This is a genomic window from Olivibacter jilunii (genome assembly GCF_900607235.1).
In the GTDB taxonomy this organism is placed as follows: domain Bacteria; phylum Bacteroidota; class Bacteroidia; order Sphingobacteriales; family Sphingobacteriaceae; genus Olivibacter; species Olivibacter oleidegradans.
In genome coordinates this window covers 910,001-924,223 of the sequence record NZ_LR027848.1, presented here as the reverse complement: position 1 = coordinate 924,223, position 14,223 = coordinate 910,001, and the positions used below count along the sequence as shown (strand labels likewise).

The 14,223-nt window shown below is 39.2% G+C and carries 9 protein-coding genes; 3 read left to right on the top strand and 6 right to left on the bottom strand.

Annotation, left to right across the window (positions count from 1 at the left end; translation table 11 throughout):
- Positions 1-58 precede the first annotated feature (58 nt).
- Complete coding sequence (locus E0E36_RS03815) at positions 59-604, top strand: hypothetical protein (RefSeq protein WP_013664386.1); 546 nt, start codon at positions 59-61, stop codon at positions 602-604.
- Positions 591-1,814, top strand: coding sequence for a hypothetical protein (locus E0E36_RS03810; protein WP_130854783.1), 1,224 nt, complete (start codon positions 591-593; stop codon positions 1,812-1,814). The genes E0E36_RS03815 and E0E36_RS03810 overlap by 14 nt, the downstream gene beginning before the upstream one ends.
- A gap of 327 nt (positions 1,815-2,141) precedes the next feature.
- Here E0E36_RS03810 and E0E36_RS03805 read toward each other — a convergent pair whose 3' ends face one another.
- Positions 2,142-2,462, bottom strand: coding sequence for a hypothetical protein (locus E0E36_RS03805; protein WP_130854782.1), 321 nt, complete (start codon positions 2,460-2,462; stop codon positions 2,142-2,144).
- A gap of 141 nt (positions 2,463-2,603) precedes the next feature.
- On the opposite strand from E0E36_RS03805, the gene E0E36_RS03800 reads away from it, so the two are divergent.
- Entirely contained in the window at positions 2,604-5,408 is a 2,805-nt protein-coding gene (locus tag E0E36_RS03800; RefSeq protein WP_130854781.1) for a lantibiotic dehydratase, read from the top strand.
- On the opposite strand, the gene E0E36_RS03795 is transcribed toward E0E36_RS03800, so the two are convergent.
- From E0E36_RS03795 to E0E36_RS03775, 5 genes are all read right to left on the bottom strand, one after another.
- Positions 5,344-6,471 carry a sensor histidine kinase gene (locus tag E0E36_RS03795; RefSeq protein ID WP_130854780.1) on the bottom strand — a complete coding sequence of 376 codons (1,128 nt, stop codon included), beginning with the start codon at positions 6,469-6,471 and terminating at the stop codon, positions 5,344-5,346. The genes E0E36_RS03800 and E0E36_RS03795 overlap by 65 nt on opposite strands.
- 246 nt (positions 6,472-6,717) lie before the next feature.
- Positions 6,718-7,452, bottom strand: a complete 735-nt coding sequence (locus E0E36_RS03790; protein ID WP_130854779.1) for a LytR/AlgR family response regulator transcription factor — start codon at positions 7,450-7,452, stop codon at positions 6,718-6,720.
- Positions 7,453-7,582: 130 nt separating this feature from the next.
- Positions 7,583-9,079 (bottom strand): RagB/SusD family nutrient uptake outer membrane protein, encoded by a 1,497-nt coding sequence (locus E0E36_RS03785; protein WP_130854778.1) that lies wholly within the window; start codon positions 9,077-9,079, stop codon positions 7,583-7,585.
- 17 nt (positions 9,080-9,096) lie between these two features.
- Positions 9,097-12,267 carry a SusC/RagA family TonB-linked outer membrane protein gene (locus E0E36_RS03780; protein WP_130854777.1) on the bottom strand — a complete coding sequence of 1,057 codons (3,171 nt, stop codon included), beginning with the start codon at positions 12,265-12,267 and terminating at the stop codon, positions 9,097-9,099.
- Positions 12,268-12,811: 544 nt separating this feature from the next.
- On the bottom strand, positions 12,812-14,221 hold the full coding sequence (locus E0E36_RS03775) for a RagB/SusD family nutrient uptake outer membrane protein (RefSeq protein WP_130854776.1): 1,410 nt from the start codon (positions 14,219-14,221) through the stop codon (positions 12,812-12,814).
- Between the last annotated feature and the right edge of the window lie 2 nt (positions 14,222-14,223).

Here is a 14,223-nt window from a genome sequence, read left to right as displayed (position 1 = left end):
TGGAAAATTAATAGAAGCCGCTCTTTAGCCAAAAGAAGCTTCGTAAAAAATGTTAGGTATGGGAAATATTGAGAAATTCATTTCTGAAAACAGGAAAGCGTTTGATAATGAATTACCACCTGATCGGATTTGGGAGAACATAACAGCTGTTTTCGAGGGGGAAGATTTGCTAAAAAAGCGCGAGAGATCCTTACGTCTTAGAACCATTATATCGATGGCCGCCATGTTTGTATTAGTATGCAGTGCTGCATTTTTGCTTTACAAAGCACGCACATCGAATCGTCTGGATTATAGTCAAATCGACCCTATATTGGCGAAACAGCAAGTAGAATACGCATCCTTAATTAGTGAAAAAAGGGATGCTTTATCAAATATGGCTACGAAAAACCCGCAGCTATATCAAGAATTCACTCAAGTTATTGATAAGATGCAGCGGAACTATAAACAGCTTAAAACCGAACTAGATCAAAGTCCGAATAAAGAGCTTACTTTAGAAGCCATGATCAATAACCTTAAGATGCAAATTGAGGTTCTCAATCAGCAATTGGAAATTTTGAATTATATCCATCAACAAGAAAATAAATCTTCTCATGAACAGGTATAAGATTTCTGTGTATATCATTGCCTTGCTTGTATCAAGTCAGTTTAAACTGATGGCACAAAATAATGACGAGGAAAATAAGCTAGCTCGCCGCTTGGAAGCCACAGGCGAGAAGATCGAACGGATGACAACTGAACTAGTGAAAGGTCTGAAGGAAATCGATACAGAAGGAATTGTTCAGCAAGCGGAACGGATCGCTAGCTTTTCGGAAGAACAGGCTAATAAAATCGCAGGAAAAATAGAAGGTATCGACTGGGAACAGGAGGGATTACTAATCGACCAAGAAAATGCAACTCCCATAAATGGAGTGGAGCAAAGCAAAACGATACAAAAAGTTTATATCATCTCCAAAAACACCCCACTTAGCATTAATAACCGCTATGGAAAGGTTGAAGTAAAAACTTGGACAAAGAACGAAATTAAAGTCGACATAACGATTAGAGCCATAGACGCCTCCGGAAGTAGAGCCGAAGAAATTATCAACAGTGTATCCATATCGGAGACTAAATCACCGAACAATATTTCACTTAGCACGCAGATTAATAAAGGGAAATCCAGTTGGTGGAATAACATAATCAGCGGGAACAATAAAGGGGTACAGATTAACTACCTTATTTCTCTACCGAAGAACAATTCGCTCGCCATTAACAATAAATACGGAACAGTTGTGCTACCTGATTTAGCGGGCGATGTGGACTTAGACGTGTCCTACGGCAGCTTAAATGCCGGCAGATTGTCGGGTAATAATATTCGCGTCCATTCCAGTTACGGTTCAGCTAAAATTCTTTCCGTGAAAGATGCAATGATGGATTTCAAATACGGCAGCATGGATTTAGGTGAAGCCAATAATATACAATTAAATATCGGCTACTGCGGAGGTAGTCAAATTGGCACGCTCATCAGCTCAGGAAACGTTGACATTAAGTACTCGGGCGGTTTTAAGATCGGATTAGATAAAAGCATCCAAAAGCTCAATCTGGACGCAGCCTACTCTTCTAGCACCATCCGTATTGATCCGGCAGCCCATTTTTCCTATCAAGTAGACGTTAGTTATGGCGGATTTGACAAGGGTGATGCGGTTGTTACCAAAGAAGAACCCGATCCAAGTGAACGAGGCCCCAAACTCCATAAAACATATAATGGCTACTTTGGTAAAAATTCGTCCAACCAGGTACGCATTGATTCCAAATATGGGTCGATCACGTTTAAATAGAGGCTATAAGCTTTAAGCGATAGGCATTAAGCTTTCGAATTTTGACCATCTTCGGGGTTATTGATGCTTCGTTACCTTATTAAAGGGGTTCGCTTTAAAAAAAGACCGTTTATTTTAACTTCTTTCTTTCTTTTCATTAAGTTTTCGTTTTTTAAGGCATTCAAGCTTTCCCTAACGGGAAGGTCCGCGAAATAAAGAAGCAAAGAGCCGACCGTAGGGAGTCCATGAACACCTTTGAAAATAATGAAGTAGTGAATAAAATCGCCACTTCCTGCCTATCGCAGGCAGGCAGGAAGCGGCATTGTTTTAGACGTAGGGCTTTTACTTTTAACCGGACGTATTATTATCTTCAGCCCTAAGTATAGCCCTGCGCGTGGGTAAAATGGCCTTGGAGGATACCGAAGCAACGAGCAGCAAAGCATTTACACGTCTGTTCATATCGCAATACCAAGTGGATTGAGGAAGTGAAACGGCTCCAATACGCGCCAATGGTGCTTTGCCATCAGGTGCGAGGTAGCTTACAAAGCCTTGATGTTTGCCTCTCTTTGCATCAAGGTAAAGAGAGATCAAATTAATATAAACACCTTTAGCTATATGAAAGCGAAACCGACGCAACGAGAGTTCACCGAAGGTATCCTGACGCATCAATGAGCCCGTCGGGGTTTTGACTTTTTCCTTCCTGCCTACCGCAGGCAGGTTTAATTTTTACCCTCCCTACGGGAGGCAAGCTTTTTAATTTACCATGTAACCATTGGATAAAAACTGCGTCTTATAAAAAACGTTATCCATATGGACCTTAAACTACTTCCTACCGTTATTAGCCGTACCCCTCTTTTTTCATATGAAGATACTTTAGAAGACAAGTGGGACGAGCTGAAAGAAGCCATTAAAATTTCGTCAAAAGACCTTTATGAGCAGATTAAAGACACCAGAAAAGAAGATTATGATAAACTACCCGAGAAAGTAAGGTTTTCTTGCTGGAAGTATTTCAATCGGGCACGCTTCCGGGCCACACCTTTTGGTCCCTTTGGTTCCATCACGATGGTCCCCTTGGAAAGAGAGGGATCCGAAGTTATCGTTGAGAAAGATCCTACGTTACATACGTTTACGAATTGGATTCATAAAGATACCTTACTATCCGATCTACCCAATCTTTATAAGAACGCCAAATTTTTTCAGGCCAACACGTCCGTTTACCCCTGCGGCGATCAATTACGTTACATCAGCACCTTGGAAGACGGCACCTTTGAAATTGCATCGATTGATAAACAAGCAATTATCGAAGATGTACTGCAGCGATGTAAAACCACTATTGCCAAAGAAAAAATTGTAAAGCATCTCATCAGTAAGTATGAACTAGAATTAGCAGTTGTAGACGATTTTCTGATTCAGCTCATCGAATTGCAGCTGCTATTGACTGATCTACATCCCAATATCATCGGTACGGATTACTTTAAGCGAGTTGGACTGGACGGGCAAGAATTTAAAGAAAATCCCTATATAATTGCTACCCGATCATTACTTAAAGGTAGTCTTAGCACACAACAGTTTAAAGTAATACCGGAGGCAATCAATTTTATAAAAGACTATTTACCCCAACCCGTCCATAAGCCATTGGAAGATTTTAAGCGCGCTTTCCAACTTAAATTCGAATATCGGGAAGTTCCGCTCTTGGAAGCCTTGGACCCGGAACTAGGTGTGGGATACAATGAATTGGAATCATCGCCTCACACAGACGAATTAATAGAGCTTTTAAAAGGCAGTCGGATACAAGAAAACGAACAAATACCTTACACCCCTTTCCATCAGTTTTTATTAAATGGGATCTTGAAAGGGGAAGATATTCAGCTGGAAGAACTAGCGAAGCACAATCTTCCGAAATATGCCACTAAATTACCCAATACATTTAGCCTAATTATACAGGAGATAGACGGCCAAATTTTAATCCAACAGGCTGGCGGAGCTACCGCAAATTCACTTATAGGCCGATTTACCTTGGAAAATCCCAGTTTGACTCGGTACAGTAAAGAGCTCGTGCGCATAGAGGAAGAGGCTAATCCCGAAATCATATTTTTTGACATTGCTTATCAATCCGAGCGGAAGGTCGATAGCGTTAATAGACGGGATAACCTGTATCATTATGAGCTACCTCTGCTCACGTGGACCGAGAACGAACACCAATTACGACTAGACGATGTTTATATTAGTGTAAAAGGCAATGAAATTGTCCTGCGCGCGAAAAGCCTAGCTAAACGTATCGTTCCACGTTTAGCTAGCGCCTATAATTATACACGATCTGATTTATCGATATTTCGTCTTCTATGCGACATACAACATCAGCACCTGCTTACCAGTCTAACAATTAATTTAAATAAGATTTTTCCTCAACTTAACTATTATCCTCGGGTTAACTACAAAAACCTTGTGTTTTCTCCTCGGATGTGGAAAATAGACGGAGAGACTTTTTTAAATGAGTCTATACCGATCAGGGCGCTAAAGAAATACCTAAAAAAAGCGGGAATACCTTCAACCTTCAAATGTTTAAATAGCGATCAATACCTGCTATTCAATACAGATTCAGATGAAGATCTCGAATTCTTACTACAATATATAAAAAGCGGAAAGGAACTGTATATCACGGAAACCGCGTTACCAAAAAAATCGGCAATCAAAAGTAAGCAAAAACGACCTTTTTTATCTGAGTTGAACATTCACTTGCACAATACAGCAAACCGATATAAAACTTTTTCGACAGGCCTTACGAAGATCAATGCTGATCAACGAATTTCAATGATCGGACAAGACTGGTTATACGTTGAAATCTATATACATCCGTTGCATTCAAATGTGCTGTTAACCGAAAACATTTCTCCTTACTTAGAAAAAGTTAAACCTAACATATCGAAATGGTTTTTTATTCGTTATTCGGCTCCTTCCCCTCATATACGATTACGTCTCAAGCTAACAGACCCCACATCCTTTCATGAAGCAATCTTTCAATTGACCAAACACCTATCTCGAGAAATCGAAAGTGGCATCATCTCTGATTTACAAATAAAAAATTATCATAGAGAAATTGAACGGTACGGTGTTTCCACAATCGATCAAGCTGAACATTGCTTTTGGAAGGATAGTGAATACACGTTCATGTTAATCAAAAACAATATTGATCAGCATACTTCTTATAGACTAGTATTGCGTCTATTGGGTGATCTTCTTAACCAATTAGATGTTGATCCTAAGAAAATAAGCGCTTTTATTAAAAATGGCGGTGATGCTTTTGCCGAAGAATTTAAGGTAGAGATGAAAGGATTTAAAGCCATCAATGAATTATTTAGCCATCTCAAAAGAGAAAAAGTGAGTATATCCCTGCCAAAAAAAATTGAAAGGGCTTATCAAGCCTTATTAAAACAAGTTTCCCTTCTACTGAAACAAACAAATGTAAACGAATCCTTACAGCTAATACGGGATTTAGTCCATATGCACGTTAACCGACTATTTACCACCGATCAACGCGTCCACGAACTGATTATTTACCAATTTTATCTGAAAGAGCTGCTGGCGCAACAAAACCGTTTAAAACAGCAAGCTTGATTTGAACTTTTGTTTCAAAATGATTTTTGCCATCACTGCGATAAGTAAAGGTGGCCTGGTCCCCATAGGTATGTTCGAGTCTTTTGGCTATATTCTCCAGACCTTTACTTAAGCCACTTGTATTATGTATGGCGTTAATTAAATTCTTGGTTTCAATTAACAGACTTTCTTGGTCAGTATATATCTTCAAAATTGCAGGATGATTGGCTAAGGATAGATTCCCATGCTTGAAAATGTTTTCTGTTAGCGTAATTAGAACTAAAGGGATCATCCATATGTTGCGAACTCGTTCATCGACTTCTATGTTAAAATATATTTGGTGATTTTGGCGAAGTCGATGTAGGTGGATGAGATTATGTACCTGCTCAATTTCTTCTTCAATGGCAATATATCCCTTGTCCTCACTACTTTCTACTGCATAACGCATCATGGCTGATAAAGTTAAAATAGCATCTGCAGCCACCGGAGCCGATTTACGTGTTTTATTGTAGATAAAATTGAGGGTATTGAAAAGAAAGTGAGGGTTAATCTGAGCCCTTAAATACGCATTTTGTGCATTAGCCAGTTCCTTCTCCATTTTCTGCTGCTCTATAATTTGATTTAATCGCTGTCGTTCGAGAGAGGTTGTCCGTTCTCTCTCTCTTAATAAGTTAATCAAAAAATAATACCCGGTAGAAAAGCCTATAAAATAAAGCGACCGCCACGAAACCTTTATAAACAATGCCCAGGCCATTGTTACTTTCCGAACGCCAAATATTCCAGGAAGTGTAGCTGCAGCGTTTTCAATGATAAAAAAAACGAAGAAATAAACAACAATTTCAATTGCAATTCCAACAGGCAAAGCCAATACAGCAAATTTTGTTCTTAAAACTCGGGGAAGCACAAAATGAGCATGAAAATAGAATAATAAAATATGCTGCACATAATGGATCGTATAGGATCCAATTTTAGCAAATCTACCAGACACCAATCCAAGAATGATGGTTTCGTAAAGGATAAAAATTGACCAAGTTATAATATGAACCTTGTACTTGGTAAAAAAATTCGGGATACGTTTATCCATAATTTTTCATTTGGTGTAAGCTAAACGGGCTTTCGTGTAAAAATTTTGGACATCACAACTATAACTCTCAATTTTAAAAGAAAAGCCATGAAAAAGATCGAAGTTACAAAAAAAACAATCTTTTTATTTAAAAAGACACAGAGAAGTACCCAAGCAAAAAAAGAAACTTTTACAGATGAGTTTTTTACTTGGACGGTATAGTCAAAATCTATTTAATAGTTTTAGTTGGTTGGTTTAAAGGCTGGCTTAGTTATTACGGCCAGTCTTTATTGTATTTTTCAACAAGTAGTCATAAAAGGCATCCTTATAAAAAGTGCCAATTGGGATAAGCATGTTCTTTGGCAGCTTCACCAAGCTTCCTTCTACTTTTTCTATGTAATTTTTTGAAATAATAAATGAGCGATGTATTTGAATAAAATCATCGGTTTCATCAAAACGCTCCTTTATCTCCTTTAAGGTGAGATAAGTCATTATCTCCTCTGTGGTCGTATAGATTTTAATATAGTTCTTAACACTTTCAATCGCAATAACCTCATCAAATTTTATGCGAACAAAGCGATTACGTTCTTCCGTAGTTTTAACATAAAACTCCTTTGAATTGTCCTCTGTTCGAACTCGAGGGTTATCGTTGAGTAATTTATTGATAGCTAAGGCAAATTTTGCAAAGGTAAATGGTTTCAACAAATAAGCATCTGCTTCCACTTCGAAGGCTTCAAATGCGTATTTAGTATGCGCTGTAGTGAAAATAAGCTTATTTGTCTTACTTCGGATCGCTCTTGATAACTCGAGTCCTGAAATGCGAGGCATATCAATATCCATAAAAACGAAATCCACGGGATCTCCTTGGGCCATATCAGCCATTGCCTTTACCGGGTCTATATAGCTTTGCAAGACAACTAATTCAGGAATTTGCTGAATATAATCATTAATAATTTCTACCGAATCAGGTTCATCGTCAATGACAATACATTTATAAAGCATATTTTGCTATGGTTTCTCCAAACTTATGGAAAAGCTTCTTTAAATACAACTGTAGAGAATTATTAGCGCATAAAAAAGTCCCATCAACCAACCTAAGCCAATTGATGGGACTAATAAATCCTGTTTTGTTTTACGGATTCTGTTCTCCGATATTCGGATTTGCTTCCATCTCAGATCTAGGGATTAAAAACTGCCATCTTACATCTCCAGCTGGAATCTCCATAACACCGGCAACTGATGCCGAGACAAAGTTTGGCACAACGGTTCTATTTAAAGGCAAATTCAACCGTTTTAGATCAAGCCATCTAAAACCTTCGCCCCATAACTCTATTCGTCGGTTAAACAAAACCTCTTCAATCAGAGCAGCTCCGGAATTTGTTGATTTTATAGCATTAGCGTCACGAACTGAAGTCAACTGAAATAAGGTATTTTGAGCTTCGCCTTCTTGACCATTTCTCGCATAAGCTTCAGCGAGAATTAGGTACATTTCGGCACTTCTCAATAAAGGCACATCGCCTAGTGAAGGGCCACCGACAACTTTAACTGCAAATTTCCGACTCATGTAAGGCTGCCTGGCAAAGGCAGTTGATGGCAAAGGAAAATTATCGGCAGTAGGTGTTGGCTCCCACAGCTTTTTACGAACATCCGTCGCTGCTATTTGACTATAAAGAGCTGAATTTATTCGTTTAGGATTTGCGCGCATAAAAGAAGTATTGGCATTGTAGGCAATTTGGCCAAAGAACGACCCGAAGGTGTCTCCTTGATCTTCAGTAGGCATGGATGCCCACATTACTTCGCTCAAATTGGGTGCATTATTGAATCCCGAAAGATAAGCCGCCTCTGACATTAATGGAAATTCACCAGCATCAATCACTTCTTTTGCATACTTTATAGCGTTAGGATAGTCTTGCATCGTAAGTGCCACTCTGGCTCTTAACGCTTTAGCAACTAGCGCATTGGCATGTGATTTATTTGTGCGCGTTGTCACGTTCAGGGCAATAACATCTTCCAAGTCTTTTACAATGGCTGCGTAAACCTCCTCAACAGTAGCACGAGGCATATCGTTGTCTTTAGTTGATAGGGGTAGTGGTACACCAGCTTGCGAATTTGGCTTCGCATTCGCATCATATCGTTTTCCAAAAAACTGCACTAAATATGAGTAGGCATATGCTCTTAATGTAATAGCTTCTGATTTAACTCTCGCCTTTTCACTTTCTGTTCCGACAGCCGCATCTACATTGTCAATAATATAATTTGCGTTACCTATGATTCGATAGAATGTTCTATATACATACTGAGGCACGATATTATTATCAACCCGATGTGCATTCCAAGATGCTTCCGAAGAGAACCAATTGTTATTAGAAATCCCTAAATCCTCGCCCATAAAGTCGATATTCAATAGAATGCCGCCTACTCCGGGTTTATTTTGCTGGTTTGAGGTTACTTCCTCTGTTCTCTCAAACATCAACCGATAAATGCCGTTTAGCAATTTGCTTGCGTTTTCGACCGTATTGAAGACAGACTCGCCATCAACCTTATCGGTCGGTTTAGTATCAAGGTAATCTTTACTACAACTACTAATGATGAATACGAACAATAATGACAATATTAAGTATTTTTTCATGTCTTTCTTTTTAATAATTATAACGAAACGTTTACTCCAACACTAAATATTCTACTAGGCAAATATGTCGTGTTATTTGAACCATCAAACGATTCGGTAGGATTCATCCCTTTTCTTTTCGAAATAAGACCTAAGTTTTCTCCAGTAACAAAAACTCGTAGTGCCGAGACGTCGAACTTCTTTGTCAATTCAGATGGCAACGTGTAGGATAAGTTCACGTTTCTAAAACTAATGTAAGATGCATCAATTAACCAACGATTTGAAGCGGCATTAAACTGCGTCGTACTGTTGATGTCTATACGGGGAATATCTGTTATCTGACCGGGTGTTGTCCATGAATTCTTGATATCTTCATGTAAAGCCGCGCCATAAGTTATTCCCATTAGGCCAGCATAGTTGCTATCGTAGAACTTACCACCTATCTGATAGTTAATCAGGAACGATAAAGCAAAGCTTTTATACCTAAAGGTATTGTTGATGGAACCAATTAGATCCGGAATAGCACTACCCGAATAGTCAAACTTAGCATTGTTATAATTTGTTGTATATTCAACACCATTAACCGTTCTTAAATTCGTAGTTGTCCCTTCAGCAGGCACATACAACGCCGCTCCATCTGCAGGATCTACGCCCGCATACTGTCTTAACCAGAAATTGTTCAAATCTCTTCCGACCTCTCTTCTTTTATTACCGCTGGTAACCACGGGAGTTTCTGCCGGCATTTTGGTAATTTTATTCTTGATAGTCGACCAGTTGGTAACCATATTCCAAGTAAAATTCTTCGAGCGTATAATATCACCTCCCAATTGCAAATCGATACCAGTATTATACATAGATCCTATATTTCTATACACGCTCCTTATTGGATTGGATAACGCCAAGGGTACAGAAAAGATTAGATTGCTTGAACCTCTTCTATAAAATTCCAATTCACCAAAAATCCGACTATTAAAGAACGAAAAAGAAACACCGGTATTCAAGGTGTTAGAGGATTCCCATTTTAACGCCGGATTACCTTGGGTTGCAAGTATAACTCCTGGCTGTCCACCATTGTTCCATCCTAACTCATATAACGATTGGTAATTATAATAAGTAGGATCACCGTCAGCATTTAAGGTTGCGTCGTTTCCGACTTGACCATAGGACACTTTCAGCCTTAAATCATCGATCCAAGACTCATTACTCATAAATGCCTCTTTGGATATAGACCACGAACCTCCCAATGAGAAAAACGTACCCCACCGAGAATCTTTCGCGAATCGCGAAGATCCATCCCTTCTTAAGGAAGCATCAAAAAAGTATCTTGAGTCATAGTTATAGGCCACCTTCGACAAGTAGGATTCAATTCTATAGGTGTCCCTATATCCACCTGCGCCATAGGGTGTCACAAAATTTGGAAATTCGGAGTTCCCTTCAATAGTAATCCCGGTTTTGGTTGCGGTTAAGGAACGATAATCATAATCATAATTTTCGTGACCTGCCAAAGCATTTATACTATGTTTGCCAACCACCTTATCATAAGAAACAATTTGGTTAAACGTGTAGGATCTGGTTGTAGATGATAACTTATAGGAGTATCCATTGTAAGAAGCGCCGTCCCCAACCAAATTATTCCAGAAGGTCGTATTATGATTCTCTCTGATATCGACACTAATTGAAGGTCTAAACGTAAAGTCTTTTAAAAATTTAATTTCTACATAACCTCTACCACTTATCAAATTCCTTCTATTTAGTTTTTCGTTCAACTGGGTTTCATAAATCACGTGGCGTCCAGGATATGCTCCTTGAGGCCTATTAATTGATCCCGGATGGAAACCGTAGTCATACCACTGCTCCCCTGTTAACTCGTTCATGATTGGGTTCCCTTCCCCATCGAATGCTCGTACAGGATAAATTGGGCCTATAAATCTAGAAAACATGAAGGCGTTTATATAACTGTTTGCATTGTCGGTTGACGCATCACTCGCTAAGTTACCGTCTGAGGTGGACCCAGCTAAATTAAAACCGGTCTTCAACCACGACTTAATAGTCGAATTGGCACTAAGACGCACATTAAATCTTCTGTAGTCTGATTGAAGGATATACCCTTTATCATTTAGGTATCCAAGAGAAACATAGTAATCAGATTTCTCCGATTTACCCGTTACGCTCATATTGGCGTCTGTTCTTTTCCCTGTTCTTTCAAGCGGTTTATACCAATCGAAATCGTTATAAAGTAGAGAAGCATTTGGATTAAGCTTTCCATCCGTCCCAACTATTTGATCATTAGGCACGTTAAACGGATTGTAAATGAGTTGCGATTGAATAGTATTACTCGCTTGGAGAGCTGCTTCTTCCGGAGTCTTCCCGGTACCGGAAGTTGGATACACCAGGCTGTTTCTTAAAGCTTGCCACATTAACGGATAGTATTCGTAGGCATCAACCCTATCATATTCGGGTGTTCCTCGGGAAGAGAAACCTTGGTTTAGGTTCACATTAAGCTGAGTTCCCTGAACTGTCCCTTTTTTCGTTGTGATAATAATGACTCCATTACCTCCTCTCGAACCGTAAAGAGCCGTTGCAGATGCATCTTTCAGCAAGGATATATTCTCGATATCATTAGGGTTAATATCACCAATATCGCCATCGAAAACCGCACCGTCTACCACGTATAACGGAGCGTTAGAAGCAGATATTGAACCAAAACCTCTAATTCGAATATTTGATCCAGTACCTGGTTGCCCATTGCCTGAGTTGACATTGACACCTGGTGCCATACCTGCAATAGCATTCGTTATGTTAGTAACGGTACGCTTACTTATATCAGCCGAATTCATGGTGGCAACTGAACCGGTAATGGCTTCTTTCTTTGCTGTACCGTAAGCTACGACGACGACCTCATCTAACGAGTTATCCTGACCGGACAAGGTAACATTGATGATAGAGCGTTGCCCAACTTCCAGATTTTGGCTAGCATAACCAATGTAGCTAAAAATAAGCTTAGCGTCTGTCGGAGGCACCGTTATAGCATAGTTTCCGTCCGAATCTGTTTGCGTACCAGTTGTAGTCCCCGCCACAATAACGGATACACCAGGAAGCGGTTCTCCAACTTCATTAGTTACTTTACCTCTAATTCTCCTATCCTGTGCATACGCTGCGCCTATTAGCAGTATACATAACAGAAAGAAACTTAGTAGTTTTTGTTTCATGTGTTTGCTTTTTGGTTAAAAATTAAATTGATTAAAAATATAAAATGATAGTACTTAAATCCATATAGAAATCAGTAAATATTTTATTCATCAGATTTGATGATTAAAGCAAATCCATTCACTCGCCAACATATACAAGACTGCGGAAGAACAGATTAGGCACTATTTAGTATAATAGAACCCTTTACCGGCAAAATGAGAGAGAAATATGGCTATAGGATTAGGTCAATCATGATGAACATTCCGTTCTTCATACTAAAATCCTAAAAAGGTTAATGTAAATCTATCTCAATACGCTAAACATTAGGGCTGTTATTAAACTAATTTAACAATTTATTAGCAAAACTAAGCTTTTGAAAATATTTTACAAGTTTTTTTAGAATTTACTTCTTTCAGAGTATCGATTATTTCTGATACATGCCTAATCGCAGAAGCGTTAAGCTAGAGGTAATACATATGTCATGTATTCCAAAGGTAGGTAAGTAATAATTTAAATATAGGGCGACTGCAATGACAGAGATGCCCCTGCAGTCGCTTCCTAAATTTAGTATCCTTCGTTCTGTTGTCCTTGTAAACTCGGATTATTATCTATCTCTCTTTGAGGGATTGGCAGAATAGTTTTTGGTGCTCCAAACGCTGCCGAGGCCTGCCCGCCTCTTAGATTCTGTCGGTTTCTTAGCATATCCATCCTCCGATGTCCTTCAAATGCCAGCTCTTTTCTTCTCTCAAGAAGTAGAGCGTTAATAAGTTCGTTCTGCGTAAGTACAGATTTAGGACCAAGTCCAGCCCTCCTCCGTATACGATTGTTCAAAATATCAATCGCTTGAACATCTGGGGTTGTACTCAAATGCGCCAATGCTTCAGCTAAATTTAGGTAAACTTCCGTTGTCCTAATAACAGGAGAGTTGTCGCTGTTGTTTACTGCATCTGGAAATTTGTTATTGAAAAAGTAGTCTATTCCAGCAGTTTGTCCTTCTATTTTTAAATTGAAACGCTTATCTCCAGGCTCCGCTTCAAATGCCTGAATTAAACTTTGAGAGAATGGAGCATCGCCTCGCCCACCAGCAGAAGCGGGCATATAATAAGAGGCCCAGCCACCGGCACCTGTTCTACCATTGTCTGTTGCACTATTCTGAATGGTGAATACATCTTCACTAGTATTTCCATTATAGAAGCTAAAATCTGCAGCTAAATCATATATTCCTTGCTCAAGTGTATTATTGGCAGCTTCAACCACCTGAGCCCATTCTTCTCTATAAAGATATAAACGAGACAGCAGGGCGTAGGCAGCTCCTTTTGTAGCTCTTCCCCTCGTATCCGAAGCGCTTTCATAGGATGACGGAAGCGCAGGTACAGCTTCTTCTAAGTCCTTTAATATTTGAGCATGGACTTCATTTAATGAACTCCGCGAAGGATAGGTAACTTCTCCAGTAAAGTCTTCCAGAACGAGCGGAACACCTAAGTTGTTGCCGTTACTGACTTGAAATGGTTGCGCGAAGAAATTCACTAACTGAAAATATGCTAGTGCTCTTAAGAACTTCGCTTCAGCGATGTACTGGGCTTTCAATTCGTCCGAAAGTCCCTCAACATTTGGTACATTAGCAATTACCTTATTAGCTCTTGTGATTACCTGATAATGTATTTCCCAAACATCATAAACACTACTATTTGTCGATACAGATGCAAAATCGTTTAATTGTTGAAGGGTTGGAAATGTCCCAATAAAATCAACATTATCCGCCATGTAATCAGCAATAACCTGAGGCATCGAACCATAAAATTCCAACGTTTGGGTTGTGCTATATACTCCCCGAAGGGCGCTTAGAGTGGTTTCTGGACTACTAAAGACAAGTTCTTCTGTTAAGTCCTGTTGCGGAAGCAAGTCTAATTTCTTTTCGCATGCTGAAAGGAAAACCAACATCGCAAAAGTTAAATATATATATCTGATTTTCATGT